Consider the following 20021-nt stretch of genomic DNA (forward strand, 5'->3'; position numbering starts at 1 on the left):
GTCACCGTTGCCGTCGAGCTGATCGTTCCGGTCACCGTTGCCGTCGAGCTGATCGTTCCGATCGCGATGGAAGAAAAGCTGCGCTTCGCGATCCGCGAAGGCGGCCGTACCGTCGGCGCAGGCATCGTTGCCTCGATCGTCGAGTAATCGACGAGACTGAGGGCGGAGAAATTCGAGGCGCATGTGCTATGCGCCTCGAACATACCCGCCCCGAAAGAATTAGTTGGTCGCACGGCTTGCCGAAGACGACGAAATAGTGCAAATGGCGCCCACGCGTGATTTGCACGGTGCTTCGACGTTGTGCGCTCACAAAAAGACAGGCCGGCCACGGCCGCTCAAATAGGAAGGGGCAGGGGAAACTCTGTCCCTCCGATCTTTGAAAATTAGCGGACTGGCCGAACATTAAACGAAGTTCAATGCGTGTTTTTCCACGGAAACCGCAGACAACATGAACAAGGATAAGTCGTATGAACGGCCAGAACATCCGCATCCGCCTCAAGGCGTTTGATCACCGGATCCTCGACGCCTCGACGCGCGAAATCGTGTCGACGGCAAAGCGTACCGGTGCAAGCGTGCGCGGTCCCGTACCGCTGCCGACGCGCATTGAAAAGTTTACGGTCAACCGCTCGCCGCACGTCGACAAGAAGAGCCGTGAACAGTTCGAAATGCGCACCCATAAGCGCCTTCTCGATATCGTAGACCCGACCCCGCAGACCGTTGACGCGCTGATGAAGCTCGACCTGGCTGCCGGCGTCGACGTGGAAATCAAGCTTTAATAACAAGGAAGGTACGTGGACCCCGGTCCAACGGCTTCCGAAAACGGGCGACCTCAAGATCGGATGATCTCAAGGAAACCTTAAACCAGAGATGTGAGGGGGCTCGCCCCATCACTAACTCTCAAGAGGAATGAACCGATGCGTTCAGGTGTGATTGCACAGAAAGTGGGAATGACCCGCGTCTATAACGACGCCGGTGAGCATATCCCGGTTACAGTATTGAAGCTGGAGAACTGCCAGGTGGTAGCCCAGCGTACGGAAGAGAAGAACGGCTACGTGGCTGTCCAGCTGGGCGCCGGCCGTTCGAAGGTCAAGAACACGCCGAAGGCAATGCGCGGCCATTTTGCTGCTGCCAACGTCGAGCCGAAGGCGAAGCTCGTCGAGTTCCGCGTTTCCGCGGACAACCTGATCGACATCGGTGCAGAACTGACGGCCAACCATTTCGTTGCCGGCCAGCTCGTTGACGTCACCGGTACCACGATCGGTAAGGGTTTTGCTGGTGCGATCAAGCGCCACAACTTCGGTGGTCTGCGTGCAACGCACGGCGTTTCCGTATCGCACCGTTCGCATGGTTCGACCGGTTCCAACCAGGATCCGGGCCGCGTTTGGAAGGGCAAGCGCATGGCTGGTCACATGGGTCAGACCCGCGTCACCACCCAGAACCTCGAAGTCGTATCGACCGATGAAGACCGCGGTCTGATCCTGGTCAAGGGCGCAGTCCCCGGCTCCAAGGGTGCCTGGATCGTCGTTCGTGACGCCATCAAGTCGGGCACCCCGGAAGGCGCTCCGCGCCCGGCCGCTGTGCGCGCCGAAGCATCGAAGTAAGGGAGCCGAGTAATGGATCTCAACGTCAAAACCCTCGAGGGCAAGGACGCGGGAAAGGTTTCCCTTTCTGACGCCATTTTCGGCCTCGAACCCCGTGAAGACATCATTGCCCGCGTCGTTCGCTGGCAGCTCGCCAAGAAGCAGCAGGGCACGCACAAGGCCAAGGGCCGCGCAGAAGTTTCGCGCACCGGCGCCAAGATGTACAAGCAGAAGGGTACGGGCCGCGCCCGCCACCACTCCGCTCGCGCTCCGCAGTTCCGCGGCGGTGGCAAGGCCCATGGCCCGGTCGTCCGCAGCCACGAGCATGATCTGCCGAAGAAGGTTCGCGCCCTCGGCCTGCGTCATGCGCTGTCGGCCAAGCTGAAGGCTGAAGAGATCATCGTCATCGACGATCTCGTTGCCAAGGAAGCCAAGACCAAGGCTCTCGCCGGCGTATTTGCATCGCTCGGCCTCACCAACGCTCTCATCATCGGCGGCGCCGAGATCGAGAACAACTTCAAGCTCGCAGCCCAGAACATCCCGAACGTGGACGTTCTGCCGGTTCAGGGCATCAACGTTTACGACATTCTGCGCCGTGGCAAGCTCGTGCTTTCCAAGGCTGCCGTGGAAGCTCTGGAGGAGCGGTTCAAATGACGGATCTTCGCCACTACGACGTGATCGTGTCTCCCTCGATCACTGAAAAGTCGACGCTGGTTTCCGAGCAGAACCAGGTCGTCTTCAACGTCGCCAAGGACGCTTCGAAGCCTGAAATCAAGGCTGCTGTCGAAGCTCTGTTCGGCGTCAAGGTTACGGCCGTGAACACGCTCGTCCGCAAAGGCAAGACGAAGCGTTTCCGCGGCTTTGCCGGAAAGCAGAAGGACGTGAAGAAGGCGATCATTACGCTCGCCGACGGTCAGTCCATCGACGTCTCCACCGGTCTCTAACGGATAGGCCCATTAGGGTAAAAACCCAAAAGGGAACAAGAAAATGGCATTGAAAAGTTTCAATCCGACGACCCCGAGCCAGCGCCAGCTGGTCATCGTTGACCGGGCTGGCCTCTACAAGGGCAAGCCGGTCAAGGCGCTGACCGAGGGCCTGTCCTCCAAGGGCGGTCGCAACAACCTCGGTCGCATCACCGTTCGCTTCCAGGGCGGCGGTCACAAGCGTACCTACCGCCTGGTCGACTTCAAGCGTCGCAAGTTCGACGTTGAAGGCACGGTCGAGCGTCTGGAATACGACCCGAACCGCACCGCGTTCATCGCGCTCGTCAACTATGCCGATGGCGAAAAGGCCTACATCCTCGCTCCGCAGCGCCTCGCTGCCGGCGACAAGGTCATCGCTTCGGAGAAGGCCGTTGACGTCAAGCCCGGCAACACGATGCCGCTGCAGTACATCCCGGTCGGCTCCATCATCCACAACGTGGAAATGAAGCCGGGCAAGGGCGGCCAGATGGCCCGCTCGGCCGGTACCTACGCGCAGCTCGTCGGTCGCGACCAGGGCATGGCGATCCTTCGTCTGAACTCGGGCGAACAGCGTCTCGTGCACGGTTCCTGCCTCGCATCGATCGGCGCCGTATCGAACCCCGATCACGGCAACATCAATGACGGTAAGGCTGGTCGTTCGCGTTGGCGCGGCAAGCGTCCGCACGTTCGCGGCGTCGTCATGAACCCGGTTGACCACCCGCACGGCGGTGGTGAAGGCCGTACCTCGGGTGGTCGTCACCCGGTTACCCCGTGGGGCAAGCCCACGAAGGGCAAGCGTACGCGCTCGAACAAGTCGACCGACAAGTTCATCATGCGCTCGCGGCACCAGAAGAAGAAGTAAGAGAGGAAGTCTCGAATGACTCGTTCAGTATGGAAAGGTCCGTTCGTTGACGGTTATCTTCTCAAGAAGGCTGAGAAGGTCCGCGAAGGCGGTCGTAACGAAGTGATCAAGATTTGGAGCCGCCGCTCCACGATCCTTCCGCAGTTTGTCGGCCTCACCTTCGGCGTCTACAACGGCAGCAAGCACGTTCCGGTCAGCGTCAATGAAGACATGGTCGGTCACAAGTTTGGCGAATTCTCTCCGACCCGGACCTACTACGGTCATGGCGCGGACAAGAAGGCAAAGAGGAAGTAACAATGGGCAAGGCAAAAGCCGAACGCCGGCTGAAGGATAATGAGGCGCAGGCAATTGCGCGCACGATCCGCGTCAGCCCCCAGAAGCTCAACCTGGTTGCCGCGATGATCCGCGGCAAGAAGGTCGACCGCGCTCTGGCCGAACTGGAGTTCTCCCGCAAGCGCATTGCAGAAACGGTCAAGAAGACCCTTGAATCTGCCATCGCAAACGCAGAGAACAACCACGATCTCGACGTCGATTCGCTCGTCGTTGCAGAAGCTTACGTTGGCAAGTCGATCGTCATGAAGCGCTTCCACGCCCGTGGTCGCGGCCGTGCATCGCGCGTCGAAAAGCCGTTCTCGCACTTGACGATCGTCGTTCGCGAAGTGGAAGCCAAAGGGGAGGCCGCATAATGGGTCAGAAGATTAATCCGATCGGTTTCCGTCTCGGTATCAACCGGACCTGGGATAGCCGTTGGTTTGCAGACAACGCCGAATACGGCCAGCTGCTTCATGAAGACCTGAAGATCCGCGCTTACCTGATGGAAGAGCTGAAGGCTGCCGGCATCGCCAAGGTGGTCATCGAGCGTCCGCACAAGAAGTGCCGCGTCACGATCCACTCGGCTCGCCCGGGTCTCATCATCGGCAAGAAGGGCGCTGACATCGAAAAGCTCCGCAAGAAGCTTTCCGAGATGACCAACTCCGAAACGCACCTCAACATCGTTGAAGTGCGCAAGCCGGAAGTTGACGCAACGCTCGTTGCCCAGTCGATCGCCCAGCAGCTCGAGCGCCGCGTGGCTTTCCGCCGTGCGATGAAGCGCGCTGTTCAGTCGGCCATGCGTCTTGGCGCCGAAGGCATCAAGATCACCTGCGCCGGTCGTCTCGGTGGCGCCGAAATCGCTCGTACCGAATGGTACCGCGAAGGTCGCGTTCCGCTGCACACGCTGCGTGCGGACATCGACTACGGCACGGCCGAAGCGGAAACCGCTTTCGGTATCTGCGGCATCAAGGTCTGGATCTTCAAGGGCGAAATCCTTGAGCACGATCCGATGGCTTCCGAGCGCCGTGCGATCGAAAGTGACAACCAGGGCCCTGGCAGCCGTGATCGCGACCGTGGCGATCGTGACCGCCGTCGTGAAAACGCGTAACACTCGCGTTTGGCAGCCAATATCGGAGAAGTAAAAAAATGTTGCAGCCAAAGCGTACGAAGTATCGCAAGCAGTTCAAGGGCCGCATCAAGGGCGTAGCCAAGGGCGGTTCTGATCTTGCCTTCGGCGAATTCGGCCTGAAGGCTCAAGAGCCGAACCGCGTCAATGCGCGCGAGATCGAAGCGGCCCGCCGCGCGATCACGCGTCACATGAAGCGCGCCGGCCGCGTGTGGATCCGTGTGTTCCCCGACGTTCCCGTAACCGCCAAGCCGACGGAAGTCCGCATGGGTAAGGGTAAGGGTTCGGTCGAATACTGGGCATGCAAGGTCAAGCCCGGCCGTATGATGTTTGAGATCGATGGTGTCAGCGAAGAACTTGCCCGTGAGGCACTTCGTCTTGGCGCTGCCAAGCTCTCTGTCAAGACGCGCTTCGTGCAGCGTATCGCAGAGTAAGGAGTGAACTCATGAAAGCCGTAGAAGTTCGCGCTCTGAGCGCCGATCAACTCAACGAAGAGCTTGCCAAGCTGAAGAAGGAGCAGTTCAACCTGCGCTTCCAGAAGGCAACCGGCCAGCTCGAGAAGTCTTCGCGTATCAACGAAGTCCGCAAGGACATCGCACGCGTCAAAACCATTGCCCGCCAGAAGGCGGCAGAAGCCAAGGCCTAAGGACCAGAAAATATGCCGAAACGCATTCTGCAGGGCACTGTTGTCAGCGACAAGAACGACAAGACCGTCGTCGTCCGGGTCGAGCGCCGTTTTGCGCACCCGATCCTCCAGAAGACTGTCCGTCGCTCGAAGAAGTACAAGGCGCACGACGAAAACAACCAGTTCAAGGTTGGTGACGTCGTTTCCATTGAGGAATGTGCGCCGATCTCGAAGGATAAGCGCTGGACGGTTGTAGCCGTCCACGCTTGATTTCTGCAGGTTTTGACCTGAAGACCCTTGCGTCTTGGGCAAATACCTGTATGAAGCACGCAATTGAAGCAGGGGAACGCTCGAGTCCGGGCGTTCTTTTGCTTTGAGATGAGCACTATAAGCCAGGCGAGGGGGTTTCGACCCAACCGGCCGGGTAACAACAAGAAGGCGACCTGACATGATTCAGATGCAAACAAACCTCGACGTGGCGGATAATTCCGGCGCACGTCGTGTCATGTGCATCAAGGTGCTGGGCGGCTCCAAGCGCAAGTATGCGTCGGTCGGCGACATCATTGTCGTTTCGATCAAGGAAGCCATTCCGCGCGGCCGCGTAAAGAAGGGTGATGTCATGAAGGCTGTTGTCGTTCGCACTGCGAAGGACATCCGCCGTCCGGATGGCTCTGTCATCCGCTTTGACACCAACGCAGCCGTTCTTATCGATAACAAGAAAGAGCCGATCGGCACCCGTATCTTCGGACCGGTTCCGCGCGAACTTCGCGCCAAGAACCACATGAAGATCATCTCGCTGGCTCCAGAAGTACTCTAAAGGAGCGTAGAGAGATGCAAAAGATTCGCAAAGGCGACAAGGTTGTCGTTCTCACCGGTAAGGACAAGGGCCGTACCGGCGAAGTCGTCCAGGTTATGCCGAAGGAAGACCGGGCTGTTGTGCGTGGCGTCAACATGGTGAAGCGTCACCAGCGCCAGACCCAGAGCCAGGAAGCCGGCATCATCAACAAGGAAGCCTCGATCCATCTTTCGAACATCGCGATTGCCGATCCGAAGGACGGCAAGCCGACTCGCGTCGGTTTCAAGATCGACGGTGACAAGAAGGTCCGCGTGGCCAAGCGTTCGGGAGTAGTGATCGATGGCTAAGTCCGCTTACGAGCCGCGGCTCAAGAAGGAATACGTAGAGCGCATCCGCAAGGCGATGCAGGAGAAGTTCTCCTACGCCAACGAAATGCAGATCCCGCGCCTCGACAAGATCGTCATCAACATGGGTGTTGGCGAATCGACGGGCGACTCGAAGAAGCCGACCGTTGCTGCTGCCGACCTCGCTGCGATTGCTGGTCAGAAGCCGGTAATCACCCGCGCTCGCAACTCCATCGCAGGCTTCAAGCTTCGCGAAGGCATGCCGATTGGTGCCAAGGTTACCCTGCGCGGCGTTCGGATGTATGAGTTCCTGGATCGTCTCGTGAACATCGCTCTTCCGCGCGTTCGCGACTTCCGTGGCCTCAATCCGAAGTCCTTCGATGGCCGTGGCAACTTCGCCATGGGCGTCAAGGAGCACATTGTGTTCCCTGAGATCAACTACGACAAGGTTGATCAGATGTGGGGCATGGACATCATCGTTTGCACGACGGCTACTAACGACGACGAAGCACGCGCTCTGCTCACAGAGTTCAACTTCCCGTTCCGTCAGTAATCCGTAACGACAAGCGTAAAGAAGGATAACTGTTATGGCGAAAACGAGCGCAGTTGAAAAGAACAAGCGCCGCCGCAAACTGGTTGCCGGGCAAGCTTCAAAGCGTGCCGCGCTGAAGGCAATCATCATGAACCAGTCTCTGCCGATCGAAGAGCGGTTCAAGGCAACCATCAAGCTGGCAGGTCTGCCGCGCGATGGATCCAAGACCCGCATTCGCAACCGCTGCGAAGTCACCGGCCGTCCGCGCGCCTACTATCGTAAACTTCGTATGTCGCGTATTGCGCTTCGCGAACTGGGCAATCTCGGCAAGGTGCCGGGCATCGTCAAGTCGAGCTGGTAAGGAGACGGGCACATGGCAATGACTGATCCGCTGGGCGATATGCTCACCCGTATCCGTAACGGCGCGGCTCGCCGCAAGTCGAGCGTTTCCACGCCGGCTTCGAAGCTCCGCGCACGCGTTCTGGATGTCCTTCAGGCTGAAGGCTACATCCGTGGATACTCTGAAGTCGTGTTTGGCAACGGCAAGGCCGAGCTGAACATCGAACTGAAGTACTACGAAGGCGCTTCCGTAATCCGTGAGATCGGACGCGTTTCCAAGCCGGGCCGCCGAGTTTATGTCTCGGTTAAGTCCATTCCGCAGGTCGCGAACGGCCTCGGCATCACCATCCTTTCGACCCCGAAGGGTGTGATGGCCGATCACCAGGCACGCGAACAGAATGTTGGTGGCGAGATTCTTTGCTCCGTCTTCTAAGGCGTAGCAAGTTCTCCATAGCGAACAGACAGGTATAAAAATGTCTCGTATCGGTAAGAAGCCCGTTCAGGTTCCGGCAGGCGTCACGGCAAGCGTTGATGGCCAGAAGGTAACGGCGAAGGGCCCGAAGGGCGAACTGTTCTTTGTTGCAAACGACGAAGTTTCGGTAAAGCTCGAAGATAATGCGGTTGTCGTACAGCCGCTCAGCCAGAGCAAGGATGCTCGTTCGAAGTGGGGCATGTCCCGCACGATGATCGAGAACATCTTGAAGGGCGTCAAGGACGGTTACGAGCGCAAGCTCGAAATCAACGGCGTTGGTTATCGTGCGTCGCTGCAGGGCAAGAACCTGCAACTGGCGCTCGGTTTCAGCCACGACGTCGTCTACCAGACGCCGGAAGGCATCACGATTGCTGTTCCGAAGCCGACCGAAATCATCGTGTCCGGCATCAACAAGCAGCAGGTCGGCCAGGTTGCCGCGGAAATCCGCGAATACCGTGGCCCCGAGCCCTACAAGGGCAAGGGCGTCAAGTATGCCGAAGAGCGGATTGTCCGCAAAGAAGGCAAGAAGAAGTAAGGATCACGCGAAATGGCTAGCAGGAAAGATACTCTTGTGCGTCGCGCCAACCGCGTGCGCCGTCAAATCAAGGCGGTCGCCAATGGCCGTCCGCGCCTGTCGGTTCATCGCTCGTCGAAGAACATCTACGTACAGGTTATCGATGACGTTGCCGGCAAGACGCTTGCGTCTGCCTCCACGCTCGATACCGATCTGCGTTCGTCTTTGAAGACGGGCGCTGACGCGGCAGCTGCTGCTGCCGTCGGCAAGCTCATCGCTGAGCGCGCCGTAAAGGCTGGCGTCAAGGACGTTGTCTTTGATCGTGGCGCCTTCATCTATCACGGCCGCATCAAGGCTTTGGCCGAAGCTGCACGTGAAGGTGGTCTGAACTTCTGATCGATCACAGGGCGGGCCTCGAGTCCGCCCTGGACGATCAGTGGTTTCCGGTCGCTTCCAGTCGGAAAGACGGAGGCGACTTTTGTCAATCTGCCGATTGCACCCGGAAAAGAAAAAGGAAAAGGACAATGGCACAAGAAAGAAAGGGTTCTCGCGAAGATCGCCAGAACCGCGAAGAGCGCGACAGCGAATTTGTCGACAAGCTCGTAGCAATCAACCGCGTCGCCAAGGTGGTGAAGGGCGGTCGTCGTTTCGGTTTCGCCGCTCTCGTCGTCGTTGGCGACCAGAAGGGCCGCGTCGGCTTCGGCCATGGCAAGGCACGCGAAGTGCCGGAAGCCATCCGCAAGGCGACGGAAGCTGCCAAGCGCGACCTGATTTTCGTCCCGCTGCGTGGTGGTCGTACCCTGCATCACGACGTTCATGGCCGTCACGGCGCCGGCAAGGTGCTGCTGCGTTCGGCCAAGGCCGGTACCGGTATCATCGCCGGTGGCCCGATGCGCGCCGTCTTCGAAACGCTCGGCGTTCATGACGTCGTCGCCAAGTCGACCGGTTCGTCGAACCCCTACAACATGGTTCGCGCAACCTTCGACGCCCTCAAGAACCAGATGCACCCGAAGGACATCGCAGCTCAGCGCGGCATCAAGTACGCCACGCTCCAGGCTCGTCGTGTTTCCTCCGGCGCTGCTTCCGAAGAATAAGGGAGCTGACAGATGGCTAAGAAAGAAGTTGCCAAGAAGACGGTTACCGTCGAGCAGATCGGTAGCCCCATTCGCCGTCCGGCCGTGCAGCGTCAGACGCTCATCGGCCTGGGCCTCAACAAGATGCACCGGGTTCGCACGCTCGAAGACACTCCGTCTGTTCGCGGCATGATCCGGACCGTCCAGCACCTCGTTCGCGTCGTCGACGAGAAGTGAGGGGATAAGCTCATGAAACTGAATGAAATCAAGGACAACGAAGGCTCTACCCACAGCCGTAAGCGTCTCGGCCGTGGTATCGGTTCGGGCTCCGGCAAGACGGCCGGCCGCGGTGTCAAGGGTCAGAAGGCTCGTTCGGGCGTTGCTATCAACGGCTTCGAAGGCGGCCAGATGCCGATCTACCGTCGTCTGCCGAAGCGCGGCTTCAACAACATCTTCGCTTCGGAGTTTGTTGTCGTGTCGCTCGGCCGTATCCAGACGGCAATCGACGCCAAGAAGCTCGATGCTTCGAAGACCGTCGATGCGGCTGCCCTCAAGGCTGCCGGCGTCATCCGTCGCGAAAAGGACGGCGTCCGCGTTCTCGCTGACGGCGAACTGAAGGCGAAGGTTTCGATCGAAGTCGCTGGCGCTTCCAAGTCGGCGATCGAAAAGATCGAAAAGGCCGGCGGTTCGGTCAAGCTGCTCGCAGCTGCTGCTGAATAATATTATTGATGAACCGCCCGGGGTGCTTCACTCCGGGCGGTTTTGCTCCCATATGTGAGCCTCACGTCCGCAGCCGGCGAATCGCTTGCCGCAAGCGGACATAGCGGAAACCACGGTGAGGCATCCGATTGCAGACACAATCGCCTCGCGTCCGGTTTTCAATACGAAAAGTTACTCCTTCCGGAACGGACCGGGTGTTCCCGCTGATTCCGAGATTTGGTACGCGGAGAATTGCATGGCTTCTGCAGCGGAACAGCTCGCCTCGAACCTGAATTTCTCGACTTTCGCCAAGGCGGAAGATCTGAAGAAACGGCTTTGGTTCACGCTTGGTGCGCTTCTGGTTTACCGTCTTGGCACCTATATTCCGCTGCCCGGTCTTAACCCGGAAGCGTTTGCCCAGGCATTCCGCGGCCAGAGCGGCGGCATTCTCGGCCTTTTCAACATGTTTTCGGGCGGTGCAGTTGAGCGCATGGCGATCTTCGCGCTCGGCATCATGCCCTATATCTCTGCCTCGATCATCGTTCAACTGATGACCTCGGTCGTTCCGGCTCTGGAACAGCTGAAGAAGGAAGGCGAGCAGGGACGCAAGATCATCAACCAGTACACCCGCTACGGCACGGTGCTTCTCGGCACGGCGCAGGCTTACGCCATCGCCGTCGGCCTCGAGAGCGGCAATGGCCTTGTGAACGATCCGGGCTGGTTCTTCCGCATTTCGACGGTCATTTCTCTGCTCGGCGGCACCATGTTCCTGATGTGGCTCGGTGAGCAGATCACCTCGCGCGGTATCGGCAACGGCATTTCGCTGATCATCTTCGCTGGTATTGTCGCGCACCTGCCGACGGCTCTCGCCGGTACGCTCGAACTCGGCCGCACCGGCGCGCTTTCGACGCCGCTGATCCTTGCGATCATCATCATGGTCGTTGCCGTCATCGCCCTTATCGTCTTTGTCGAACGGGCGCAGCGCCGACTTCTGATCCAGTATCCGAAGCGCCAGGTCGGCAACCGCATGTTCCAGGGCGACACCTCGCACCTACCGTTGAAGCTCAACACTTCGGGCGTCATCCCGGCAATCTTCGCGTCCTCGCTGCTGCTCTTGCCGGCAACGCTCGCGGGCTTTGCCAACACGGCGGCGCTGCCGGGCTGGGCCACCACCATCGTTGGCGCACTTGCTCACGGCAAGCCGCTCTACATGATCCTCTACGGTGCGATGATTGCGTTCTTCGCCTTCTTCTACACGGCAATCGTCTTCAATCCGAAGGACACGGCCGACAATCTCAAGAAGCACGGCGGCTTCATTCCGGGCATTCGTCCGGGTGAGCGCACCGCGGAATACATCGATTACGTCCTGACGCGCATCACCGTCATCGGTGCGGTCTACCTGATCTTCGTCTGCATTCTGCCGGAAGTTCTGATTTCGCAGACCGGCGTGCCGTTCTACCTTGGTGGTACGTCGCTTTTGATTGTTGTCAGCGTGACCCTTGATACGGTAGCACAGATCCAGGGCCACCTCATCGCACAGCAATATGAGGGGCTGATCAAGAAGTCGAAGCTGCGCGGAGGAAAGAGGGGACGATGAGACTGATTTTTTTGGGACCGCCGGGCGCTGGCAAGGGGACGCAAGCCAAGCTTCTGACGGAGAGATACGGCATTCCGCAGCTTTCCACAGGCGATATGCTGCGGGCGGCCGTTGCCCAGGCGACTGAGGTCGGCAAGCGTGCCAAGGCCGTCATGGATGCCGGTCAGCTGGTATCCGATGAGATCGTCAACGAAATCGTGTCGGATCGCATCGACCAGCCGGATTGTGCAAAGGGTTTCATCCTTGATGGTTACCCGCGTACCGTTCCGCAGGCGATTGCGCTCGGTAAGATGCTCGAGGGCAAAGGTCTGAAGCTCGACGCAGTCATCGAGCTGAAGGTCGACGAGGCAGCCCTTGTAAAGCGGATGGAGAATCGCGTAGCGGAAACCATCGCTGCGGGAGGCACGGTCCGTTCGGACGACAATCCGGAGGCGTTCAAGCGCCGGCTGACCGAGTATCGTGAAAAGACCGCACCGTTGTCGGAGCATTATGCCGGTACGGGGCAGCTGAGAACGGTGGATGGCATGGCGGATGTGAACACCGTTACTGCCGAGATCGAGAAGATTCTGGCTTAGACACTGGTCTTTGCCGAAAAGGAACCGCCGGGGAGTTGACTTTTCCGGCCGATTCCGCCAAAGACAGCGCCAACTCGCGACATGAGAGCGATCGGCGCGGTCTTCAAAGAAAATGAAGTCCGAGTACGGTCGTTTTTGACGTGTCTCGAACCTCAATCAACGTGCGGCTCTTCGAGGTCGCGTAACGAAGCACCTATTGCCGGATGGCAACTGGAACGCAAGGAGAATAGACGTGGCACGTATCGCTGGCGTCAACATCCCGACGGCGAAGCGCGTAGTTATCGCGCTGACCTACATTCACGGGATCGGCCCGAAATTCGCACAGGAAATCATCGAGAAGGTCGGTATCCCGGCTGATCGTCGCGTGCATCAGCTGACGGACGCTGAAGTCCTGCAGATCCGCGAAACGATCGACCGTGACTACCAGGTCGAAGGTGACCTGCGTCGCGAGACCTCGATGAACATCAAGCGCCTGATGGACCTCGGCTGCTACCGCGGCCTGCGTCACCGTCGTGGCCTGCCGGTTCGCGGTCAGCGCACCCACACCAACGCTCGCACCCGCAAGGGTCCGGCGAAGGCGATTGCCGGTAAGAAGAAGTAATTTCCCGAAAAGGGAGATTGGGAGGCTGGCGTCAAGCGCCGGCCTCCTTTTGCAGTTTGGAAAGGCGCTTGCCTGACCGCCGTCCGGTCCAATGACCGGGTGTGAAGTCCGCGGAGTGGATATCCTCTCGGCGGGAGAATGAAGATGCAGGGCAGGGGACGACAAATCCTTTTCCCGGTGGAGCCGCTGGAATTACGGCGGTGCAGAGATCTAAGAAAGGGATCCTATGGCCAAGGAAGCCACCCGCGTTCGCCGTCGCGAACGCAAGAACATCACGTCTGGCGTTGCTCACGTCAATTCGTCGTTCAACAACACCATGATCACCATCACCGACGCACAGGGCAACGCGATTGCCTGGTCGTCTGCCGGTGCCAAGGGTTTCAAGGGTTCGCGTAAGTCGACCCCGTTTGCCGCTCAGATCGCCGCTGAAGACTGCGCCAAGAAGGCTCAGGAACACGGCATGAAGTCGCTGGAAGTCGAAGTTTGCGGCCCGGGTTCCGGCCGTGAATCCGCTCTTCGCGCGCTGCAGGCTGCGGGCTTCATGATCACCTCGATCCGCGATGTGACCCCGATCCCGCACAACGGTTGCCGCCCGCGCAAGAAGCGCCGCGTCTGATCATTTGCGTTCAACATGCCGGTGAGGGGGCATCCGCTCTCTCCCGGTCTTCGGGGCTCGGTTGTCACGATTGGATGGTGGCAACGAACGGAAGGCAGAAAACATGATCCAGAAGAATTGGCAGGAACTGATCAAGCCGAACAAGGTGGAGTTCGTCTCCTCCGGCCGCACCAAGGCAACGCTGGTTGCGGAACCGCTTGAGCGCGGCTTCGGTCTGACCCTCGGCAACGCGCTTCGCCGCGTGCTTCTGTCGTCGCTGCGTGGTGCTGCTGTCACCGCAGTGCAGATCGACGGCGTCCTGCACGAGTTCTCCTCTATCCCGGGCGTCCGGGAAGATGTGACGGACATCGTGCTCAACATCAAGGAAATCGCCATCAAGATGGATGGCGACGACGCAAAGCGCATGGTTGTGCGCAAGCAGGGTCCGGGCGTTGTAACCGCCGGTGACATCCAGACGGTTGGCGATATCGAAATCCTCAACCCGAACCATGTGATCTGCACCCTCGACGAGGGCGCCGAGATCCGCATGGAGTTCACCGTCAACAACGGCAAGGGCTACGTGCCGGCTGATCGCAACCGTTCGGAAGATGCTCCGATCGGCCTGATCCCGGTCGACAGCCTGTACTCGCCGGTCAAGAAGGTGTCCTACAAGGTGGAAAACACCCGTGAAGGCCAGGTTCTTGACTACGACAAGCTGACGATGTCCATCGAGACGGACGGTTCCGTCACCGGTGAAGATGCGATCGCTTTTGCGGCCCGCATCCTTCAGGACCAGCTGTCGGTTTTCGTCAACTTCGACGAGCCGCAGAAGGAAGCAGAGGAAGAGGCAGTCACCGAACTCGCCTTCAACCCGGCGCTTCTCAAGAAGGTCGACGAACTGGAACTTTCGGTCCGTTCGGCCAACTGCCTGAAGAACGACAACATCGTCTACATCGGCGACCTCATTCAGAAGACCGAAGCAGAAATGCTCCGCACGCCGAATTTTGGTCGCAAGTCGCTGAACGAAATCAAGGAAGTTCTCGCTTCCATGGGCCTGCACCTCGGCATGGAAGTGCCGTCTTGGCCGCCTGAGAACATCGAAGATCTCGCCAAGCGTTACGAAGACCAATACTAACCATTAGACTGCGGGCGGATGCCTGCAAGTGAAGGAGAATAGCCATGCGCCACGGTAAAGCCGGCCGCAAGCTGAATAGAACCGCCAGCCACCGCAAGGCGATGTTTGCCAACATGGCAGCTTCGCTGATCGAACACGAGCAGATCGTTACGACCCTGCCGAAGGCCAAGGAAATCCGCCCGATCGTCGAGAAGCTCGTCACGCTCGGCAAGCGCGGTGACCTGCACGCTCGCCGCCAGGCGATCTCGCAGATCCGCGACGCCGCTGTCGTTTCGAAGCTGTTCGACACGATCGCGTCGCGCTACGCCACCCGCAACGGCGGCTACCTGCGCATCATGAAGGCCGGCTTCCGTCACGGCGACAACGCCGCGCTCGCCGTCATCGAATTCGTTGACCGCGACGTCTCGGCAAAGGGTGCGAAGGATCTCGCCCGCGTTGCCGCTGAAGCTGAAGCTGCTGAAGCAGCCTAAGCCGATCGAAGGCAGTGAAATCGAAATGGCCGGGTGTTCATCACCCGGCCATTTTTCTATGGGCGGTGCTTTGCACCATTTCAATGCTTGGTCGAGCGCTTGAGCGACCGAGTATCCGGCTGCTCCGAGCGAATGGGAAAATTACACTTTTCCTGGGATCGCCCTGGCCGGCGCGCTCGCCGTCTGACGTTTGCGACGGAGATAGGGTTTGCGCGCCAACCGCCAGAGAAGCAACGCGGCGACCAAGCCTAGATAGAGCATCTGCTCGGGGCCAACGACCTTCACCGACATGGCAAAATGCAGGGCGCCGGCGGCAGCAATCACGTAGGCGAGCCTGTGCAACGTGTTCCAGCGGGTGCCGAGCCTGCGGATCGACCAGGTGTTGGATGTCAGCGCCAGCGGGATCAGCATGACCAGAGCGGCCATGCCGATGGTGATGAACGGACGGCGCGCGATGTCGGCGAGGATCGCCGGGACGTTCAGCACCTGATCGAGCAACATGTAGGCCAGGAAGTGCATCAGCACGTAGTAGAATGCCAGCAGTCCTAACGCCCGGCGGTAGCGTAGCCAGTTGATGCCGAAGAGATCGCGGACCGGGGTGATTGCCAACGTGGCCACGAGAAAGCGCAGCGCCCAGATCCCGAGCAGATGCTCGAATTCCTTGACCGGATTGCCGGGCAGTTGCCCGGTAGCGCCGAGATAGAAGGCAAACGCCGCCGGCATCAGGCCAAAGCCATAGAGCGCCCAGACCGAGGCCGAATGAAAGCGTTTCGGGAGTGTGGGCAGGCCGGCCATCGTCAGTAGTTCGCTCTCAGATCCATGCTGGCATAGAGGCTGGCAACCTCGTCGGCATAGCCGTTGAAGGGCAGAGTGTCGCGACGGTTGGAGCCGAAGAAGCCTCCGCCCCCGATGCGGTTCTCCGTCGCCTGGCTCCAGCGCGGGTGATCGACGGCCGGGTTGACGTTGGCATAGAAGCCGTACTCGTTGGGGGCCGAGAGGTTCCAGGTGGAGGGCGGCTGCGCCTCGGTGAGCGAGATCCGCACGATCGACTTGATCCCCTTGAAGCCGTACTTCCAGGGGGTGACGAGCCGAATCGGTGCGCCATTCTGGTTGGGAAGCGTTTTGCCGTAGACGCCGACGGACAGCAGAGTGAGCGGGTGACGGGCTTCATCGAGCCTCAGTCCTTCGCGATAGGGCCAGGGCAACGGCTGAAAGAAGCCGGATTGGCCCGACATCTCCGCCGGGCGAACGACCGTTTCGAACGAGACATATTTGGCGCTGCCAAGCGGCTCCACCTTGTCGAGCAGGGTCGAAAGCTGGAAGCCGGTCCAGGGGATCACCATCGACCACGCCTCGACGCAGCGCATGCGATAGACGCGTTCCTCGATGGGGAACTTCAGCAGTTCCTCCAGCCCAAACTCCTTCGGCTTGCCGACGAGGCCATCGACCTTCACCGTCCAGGGGGTCGGCTTGAAGCTGTTCGAATTGGCGGCCGGATCGCCCTTGCCGGTCCCGAATTCATAGAAGTTGTTGTAGCCCGTGACGTCAGCTTCGGGGGTCAGGTCCTCGTCGACGACGTATTTGCCTTTTGGTGCGCTAAGCGCCGCCGCCATACCTGTGCCGCTTCCGGCAAGAAGGACGCCGCCGACCGCGGCGCCCAGGAATGCGCGGCGATTGATGAAGATGTTCTCCGGCGTGATTTCGGAGGAAACGATTCGTGGTGGACGGTAGGATGGCATGGTCTTATCCGAGAGTGGTTTATGAGCCTTGTCTTGTACGAACTCAGCAGACTTTCGATCACCGTGAAAGGGGTGCGGAACCACGTTTTCGTGCGTAGCGCGTGAAGCCGGCAACTTTGCGTATCCTGCGCCAACATTTGCCTTTTTTCGCGCGAAATCCTATCTGAACGTAGCCGTGACGAATAGGAGAATGCTTCACATGATCGTTGGTCAAAGAGCGCTTGTTGCGCTCGTCATTGCTGTGTCTCTTGCCTGTCCGGCATGGGCTGAGGAGGCCAAGACGGTTCCGCAGTCGCGCACCGAAATGCAGCTTTCCTTCGCGCCGCTCGTCAAGCAGACGGCAAATGCGGTCGTCAACGTCTACGCCGAACGCGTGGTCGAGCGCCGCTCGATCTTTTCCGGCGATCCCTTCTTTGAGGAGTTCTTTGGCCAGCGCATGCCGAACCGCTCGGAAAAGCAATCGTCGCTCGGCTCCGGCGTGATCGTCGGCAAGAACGGCATCGTCGTGACCAACAATCACGTCATCGAGGGCGCCGACGACATCAAGGTGGCGCTGGCGGACGGGCGCGAGTTTCCCTGCAAGATCGTGCTCAAGGATGACCGACTCGACCTGGCGGTGCTGAAGATCCAGTCGGAAGGCCCGTTCGAGATCGTCCCGCTCGGCGACTCGGATGCGGTCGAAGTCGGCGATCTCGTGCTGGCGATCGGCAACCCGTTCGGCGTCGGCCAGACGGTCACGAGCGGCATCGTCTCGGCTCTCGCGCGCAACCAGGTTTCTTCAGGGGATTTCGGCTTCTTTATCCAGACGGATGCGGCGATCAATCCGGGCAATTCCGGCGGCGGCCTCATCGACATGAACGGTCAATTGATCGGCATCAACACCGCGATCTTCTCCAAGGGTGGCGGCTCGAACGGCGTCGGCTTTGCTATCCCCGCCAATCTGGTAAAGGTCTTCGTCGCGTCCGCTGACGGCGGCAATGGCGCCTTCGTCCGTCCCTTCATCGGCGCAAGCTTCGAACCGGTGACCTCGGAAGTGGCCGAAGCCCTTGGCCTCAACCGCGCCCGCGGTGCGCTGGTGACGGCTGTCGTGGCGGGTGGCCCGGCCGAACTGGCAGGCATCAAGCCGGGGCAAGTGATCACCGCCGTCAACGGCATTGAAGTCGAACATCCTGATGCGCTCGGCTACCGCTTGACGACGGTCGGCATCGGCCACGAGGCGCGCGTTACCGTGTCGGAAAACGGTAAGCCGCGTGAGGTGATGCTCAAGCTCGATCGGGCGCCGGAGACCTCGCCGCGTGACGAACGGCTGATCGAAGGTCGCAATCCCTTCGCCGGCGCGGTCGTCGCCAATCTGTCGCCACGTCTAGCCGAGGAACTGCGCGTGTCGACTTCGCTCCAGGGCGTCGTCGTCATGCAGGTCAACCGCGGTTCGCCGGCAGCACGCATCGGCCTTGAGCCGAAGGACATCGTGCGCTCTGTCAACGGCACGGCGATCGACACGTCCAAGACGCTGGAGCATGTGATGGGCGACGACGCCTCCTTCTGGCGCGTCGAAATCGAGCGGGACGGCCAACTTATCCGTCAGTTCTTCCGATGAGCGATCTGTTTACAGCACACGAGCCTCCTGAGATGGCGTCCGCAAGACCGCTTGCCGACCGGCTTCGCCCGCGTACGCTCGCCGACGTCACGGGCCAGGAGCACCTGACCGGGGATGATGGGGTGCTGTCGCGTATGATCGCGTCGGGTTCTCTCGGATCGATGATCTTCTGGGGACCGCCAGGCACCGGCAAGACGACCGTCGCGCGTCTGCTTTCGGGGGAGGCGGGACTCGCCTTCGAGCAGATCTCCGCCATCTTCTCCGGTGTTGCCGATCTCAAGAAGGTGTTCGAATCGGCCCGTGCGCGGCGCATGTCCGGCCGGCAGACCCTGCTGTTCGTCGACGAGATCCACCGTTTCAATCGTGCCCAGCAGGATAGTTTCCTGCCCGTGATGGAGGATGGCACCGTCATCCTCGTCGGCGCCACGACCGAAAATCCGTCCTTCGAGCTCAACGCCGCTCTGTTGTCCCGCGCTCGCGTGCTGACGTTCAAGCCACACGGTGAGGACAGCATCCAGGAGCTTCTGTCCCGTGCCGAGCAGGCAGAAGGCAAGGCGTTGCCGCTTGATGCGGATGCACGCGCGAGCCTGATCCGCATGGCCGATGGCGATGGCCGTGCGGCGCTGACGCTGGCGGAAGAAGTCTGGCGCGCCGCGCGGCGCGACGAGATCTTCGATGCTGCAGCGCTTCAGAACATCGTCCAGCGCCGGGCGCCGGTCTACGACAAGGGCCAGGACGGCCACTACAATCTGATCTCGGCGCTGCACAAGTCGGTACGCGGTTCCGATCCGGATGCCGCGCTCTATTATCTCTGCCGCATGTTCGATGCGGGCGAGGATCCTCTTTATCTCGGGCGACGGCTTGTACGCATGGCGGTTGAAGATATCGGCCTTGCCGACCCTCAGGCCCTGGTGATCTGCAATGCCGCCAAGGACGCCTATGATTATCTGGGCTCGCCGGAGGGGGAACTGGCGCTTGCCGAAGCCTGTGTCTATCTGGCGACCGCGCCGAAGTCGAACGGGGTCTACACCGCCTACAAGGCGGCGATGCGCGCTGCCAAGGAGAACGGCTCGCTGCTGCCGCCGAAGCACATTCTCAACGCCCCGACCAAGCTGATGAAGGGCGAAGGCTACGGCGACGGTTATCGCTACGATCACGACGAGCCGGATGCCTTTTCCGGCCAGGACTATTTTCCGGAAAAGATGGGGCGCCAGACTTACTATGATCCGCCGGAGCGTGGTTTCGAGCGAGAAATCCGCAAGCGGCTGGAATGGTGGGCGAAACTCCGCCGGGAGCGCAATGCTCCCTAGAATGCCCAGAAAACTGTAAGACGGCCTTTCCTTGTGCTTGGCCCGGACGAAAACCCCGTCGTTTTCAAGGCTTCAAGGAATGCGGCAGGTGGCTTAGCCTTGCCACCGGTGCAAGGCTGATCTGCCCGTGGCTGCCTTGCCGTCGGAACCGGAGTGTGAGATAGAA

31 protein-coding genes and 1 pseudogene are annotated in these 20021 nt (G+C 59.9%); 30 read left to right on the forward strand and 2 right to left on the reverse strand.

Annotation, left to right across the window (positions count from 1 at the left end; genetic code table 11):
- The 28 genes and pseudogenes from ASE60_RS34285 to rplQ form a co-directional block, all read left to right on the forward strand.
- Positions 1–147: pseudogene (locus tag ASE60_RS34285) on the forward strand (hypothetical protein); the annotation flags it as partial.
- 320 nt (positions 148–467) lie between these two features.
- Entirely contained in the window at positions 468–776 is a 309-nt protein-coding gene (rpsJ, locus tag ASE60_RS31585; RefSeq protein ID WP_003507767.1) for a 30S ribosomal protein S10, read from the forward strand.
- Between the two features lie 138 nt (positions 777–914).
- Positions 915–1601: a 50S ribosomal protein L3 gene (rplC, locus tag ASE60_RS31590; RefSeq protein WP_057255569.1), complete on the forward strand. Its 687-nt coding sequence runs from the start codon at positions 915–917 to the stop codon at positions 1599–1601.
- Positions 1602–1613: 12 nt separating this feature from the next.
- Positions 1614–2234: a 50S ribosomal protein L4 gene (gene rplD / locus ASE60_RS31595; RefSeq protein ID WP_057255570.1), complete on the forward strand. Its 621-nt coding sequence runs from the start codon at positions 1614–1616 to the stop codon at positions 2232–2234.
- The gene (locus ASE60_RS31600; RefSeq protein WP_057255571.1) at positions 2231–2524 is read left to right on the forward strand and encodes a 50S ribosomal protein L23; all 294 of its coding nucleotides are present in this window, start codon (positions 2231–2233) and stop codon (positions 2522–2524) included. The genes rplD and ASE60_RS31600 overlap by 4 nt, the downstream gene beginning before the upstream one ends.
- A gap of 43 nt (positions 2525–2567) precedes the next feature.
- The gene (gene rplB / locus ASE60_RS31605) at positions 2568–3404 is read left to right on the forward strand and encodes a 50S ribosomal protein L2 (protein ID WP_057255572.1); all 837 of its coding nucleotides are present in this window, start codon (positions 2568–2570) and stop codon (positions 3402–3404) included.
- Positions 3405–3419: 15 nt separating this feature from the next.
- Complete coding sequence (rpsS, locus tag ASE60_RS31610) at positions 3420–3698, forward strand: 30S ribosomal protein S19 (protein WP_018239488.1); 279 nt, start codon at positions 3420–3422, stop codon at positions 3696–3698.
- A gap of 2 nt (positions 3699–3700) precedes the next feature.
- Positions 3701–4090: a 50S ribosomal protein L22 gene (gene rplV / locus ASE60_RS31615; protein WP_057255573.1), complete on the forward strand. Its 390-nt coding sequence runs from the start codon at positions 3701–3703 to the stop codon at positions 4088–4090.
- On the forward strand, positions 4090–4824 hold the full coding sequence (gene rpsC, locus ASE60_RS31620; RefSeq protein WP_057255574.1) for a 30S ribosomal protein S3: 735 nt from the start codon (positions 4090–4092) through the stop codon (positions 4822–4824). The genes rplV and rpsC overlap by 1 nt, the downstream gene beginning before the upstream one ends.
- Before the next feature lie 38 nt (positions 4825–4862).
- On the forward strand, positions 4863–5276 hold the full coding sequence (rplP, locus tag ASE60_RS31625; protein ID WP_011975175.1) for a 50S ribosomal protein L16: 414 nt from the start codon (positions 4863–4865) through the stop codon (positions 5274–5276).
- Between the two features lie 11 nt (positions 5277–5287).
- The gene (rpmC, locus tag ASE60_RS31630) at positions 5288–5488 is read left to right on the forward strand and encodes a 50S ribosomal protein L29 (RefSeq protein ID WP_057255575.1); all 201 of its coding nucleotides are present in this window, start codon (positions 5288–5290) and stop codon (positions 5486–5488) included.
- 12 nt (positions 5489–5500) lie between these two features.
- A complete protein-coding gene (rpsQ, locus tag ASE60_RS31635; RefSeq protein ID WP_057255576.1) occupies positions 5501–5737 on the forward strand; it encodes a 30S ribosomal protein S17 in 237 nt (78 codons plus the stop codon).
- Between the two features lie 178 nt (positions 5738–5915).
- On the forward strand, positions 5916–6284 hold the full coding sequence (rplN, locus tag ASE60_RS31640) for a 50S ribosomal protein L14 (RefSeq protein ID WP_034795548.1): 369 nt from the start codon (positions 5916–5918) through the stop codon (positions 6282–6284).
- A gap of 14 nt (positions 6285–6298) precedes the next feature.
- A complete protein-coding gene (rplX, locus tag ASE60_RS31645; RefSeq protein ID WP_025426674.1) occupies positions 6299–6610 on the forward strand; it encodes a 50S ribosomal protein L24 in 312 nt (103 codons plus the stop codon).
- The gene (rplE, locus tag ASE60_RS31650; RefSeq protein ID WP_057255577.1) at positions 6603–7160 is read left to right on the forward strand and encodes a 50S ribosomal protein L5; all 558 of its coding nucleotides are present in this window, start codon (positions 6603–6605) and stop codon (positions 7158–7160) included. The genes rplX and rplE overlap by 8 nt, the downstream gene beginning before the upstream one ends.
- A 34-nt stretch (positions 7161–7194) precedes the next feature.
- Positions 7195–7500 carry a 30S ribosomal protein S14 gene (rpsN, locus tag ASE60_RS31655; RefSeq protein ID WP_057255578.1) on the forward strand — a complete coding sequence of 102 codons (306 nt, stop codon included), beginning with the start codon at positions 7195–7197 and terminating at the stop codon, positions 7498–7500.
- A gap of 12 nt (positions 7501–7512) precedes the next feature.
- The gene (rpsH, locus tag ASE60_RS31660) at positions 7513–7911 is read left to right on the forward strand and encodes a 30S ribosomal protein S8 (protein ID WP_025426677.1); all 399 of its coding nucleotides are present in this window, start codon (positions 7513–7515) and stop codon (positions 7909–7911) included.
- Between the two features lie 40 nt (positions 7912–7951).
- Complete coding sequence (rplF, locus tag ASE60_RS31665) at positions 7952–8485, forward strand: 50S ribosomal protein L6 (RefSeq protein ID WP_057255579.1); 534 nt, start codon at positions 7952–7954, stop codon at positions 8483–8485.
- 12 nt (positions 8486–8497) lie between these two features.
- Positions 8498–8860: a 50S ribosomal protein L18 gene (gene rplR, locus ASE60_RS31670; protein ID WP_025426679.1), complete on the forward strand. Its 363-nt coding sequence runs from the start codon at positions 8498–8500 to the stop codon at positions 8858–8860.
- A 128-nt stretch (positions 8861–8988) separates the two neighbouring features.
- The gene (gene rpsE / locus ASE60_RS31675) at positions 8989–9558 is read left to right on the forward strand and encodes a 30S ribosomal protein S5 (RefSeq protein WP_057255580.1); all 570 of its coding nucleotides are present in this window, start codon (positions 8989–8991) and stop codon (positions 9556–9558) included.
- 12 nt (positions 9559–9570) lie between these two features.
- Positions 9571–9774, forward strand: a complete 204-nt coding sequence (rpmD, locus tag ASE60_RS31680) for a 50S ribosomal protein L30 (RefSeq protein WP_057255581.1) — start codon at positions 9571–9573, stop codon at positions 9772–9774.
- A gap of 12 nt (positions 9775–9786) precedes the next feature.
- Positions 9787–10257, forward strand: a complete 471-nt coding sequence (rplO, locus tag ASE60_RS31685; protein WP_057255582.1) for a 50S ribosomal protein L15 — start codon at positions 9787–9789, stop codon at positions 10255–10257.
- Positions 10258–10492: 235 nt separating this feature from the next.
- Positions 10493–11833 (forward strand): preprotein translocase subunit SecY, encoded by a 1341-nt coding sequence (gene secY, locus ASE60_RS31690; protein WP_057255583.1) that lies wholly within the window; start codon positions 10493–10495, stop codon positions 11831–11833.
- Positions 11830–12408, forward strand: coding sequence for an adenylate kinase (locus tag ASE60_RS31695; protein WP_057255584.1), 579 nt, complete (start codon positions 11830–11832; stop codon positions 12406–12408). The genes secY and ASE60_RS31695 overlap by 4 nt, the downstream gene beginning before the upstream one ends.
- 232 nt (positions 12409–12640) lie before the next feature.
- Positions 12641–13009: a 30S ribosomal protein S13 gene (gene rpsM / locus ASE60_RS31700; protein ID WP_034795586.1), complete on the forward strand. Its 369-nt coding sequence runs from the start codon at positions 12641–12643 to the stop codon at positions 13007–13009.
- A gap of 226 nt (positions 13010–13235) precedes the next feature.
- Positions 13236–13625 (forward strand): 30S ribosomal protein S11, encoded by a 390-nt coding sequence (rpsK, locus tag ASE60_RS31705; protein WP_003536496.1) that lies wholly within the window; start codon positions 13236–13238, stop codon positions 13623–13625.
- 103 nt (positions 13626–13728) lie between these two features.
- Positions 13729–14739, forward strand: a complete 1011-nt coding sequence (locus ASE60_RS31710) for a DNA-directed RNA polymerase subunit alpha (RefSeq protein WP_034795592.1) — start codon at positions 13729–13731, stop codon at positions 14737–14739.
- 44 nt (positions 14740–14783) lie between these two features.
- The gene (gene rplQ, locus ASE60_RS31715; RefSeq protein ID WP_057255585.1) at positions 14784–15209 is read left to right on the forward strand and encodes a 50S ribosomal protein L17; all 426 of its coding nucleotides are present in this window, start codon (positions 14784–14786) and stop codon (positions 15207–15209) included.
- Between the two features lie 141 nt (positions 15210–15350).
- Here the strand turns inward: rplQ and msrQ are convergent, their stop codons facing one another.
- Positions 15351–16004, reverse strand: coding sequence for a protein-methionine-sulfoxide reductase heme-binding subunit MsrQ (msrQ, locus tag ASE60_RS31720; protein ID WP_057255586.1), 654 nt, complete (start codon positions 16002–16004; stop codon positions 15351–15353).
- A 2-nt stretch (positions 16005–16006) separates the two neighbouring features.
- Positions 16007–16948, reverse strand: coding sequence for a protein-methionine-sulfoxide reductase catalytic subunit MsrP (gene msrP, locus ASE60_RS31725; protein ID WP_057255587.1), 942 nt, complete (start codon positions 16946–16948; stop codon positions 16007–16009).
- A gap of 199 nt (positions 16949–17147) precedes the next feature.
- Here msrP and ASE60_RS31730 point away from each other — a divergent pair, with 199 nt between their 5' ends.
- Together ASE60_RS31730 and ASE60_RS31735 are read left to right on the forward strand one after the other, a co-directional pair.
- Positions 17148–18545 carry a DegQ family serine endoprotease gene (locus ASE60_RS31730; protein ID WP_057255588.1) on the forward strand — a complete coding sequence of 466 codons (1398 nt, stop codon included), beginning with the start codon at positions 17148–17150 and terminating at the stop codon, positions 18543–18545.
- Positions 18542–19855, forward strand: a complete 1314-nt coding sequence (locus ASE60_RS31735; protein ID WP_057255589.1) for a replication-associated recombination protein A — start codon at positions 18542–18544, stop codon at positions 19853–19855. The genes ASE60_RS31730 and ASE60_RS31735 overlap by 4 nt, the downstream gene beginning before the upstream one ends.
- Positions 19856–20021: the final 166 nt, after the last annotated feature.

Origin of the sequence: Ensifer sp. Root278, from assembly GCF_001429285.1 — a bacterium.
Lineage (GTDB): Bacteria > Pseudomonadota > Alphaproteobacteria > Rhizobiales > Rhizobiaceae > Ensifer.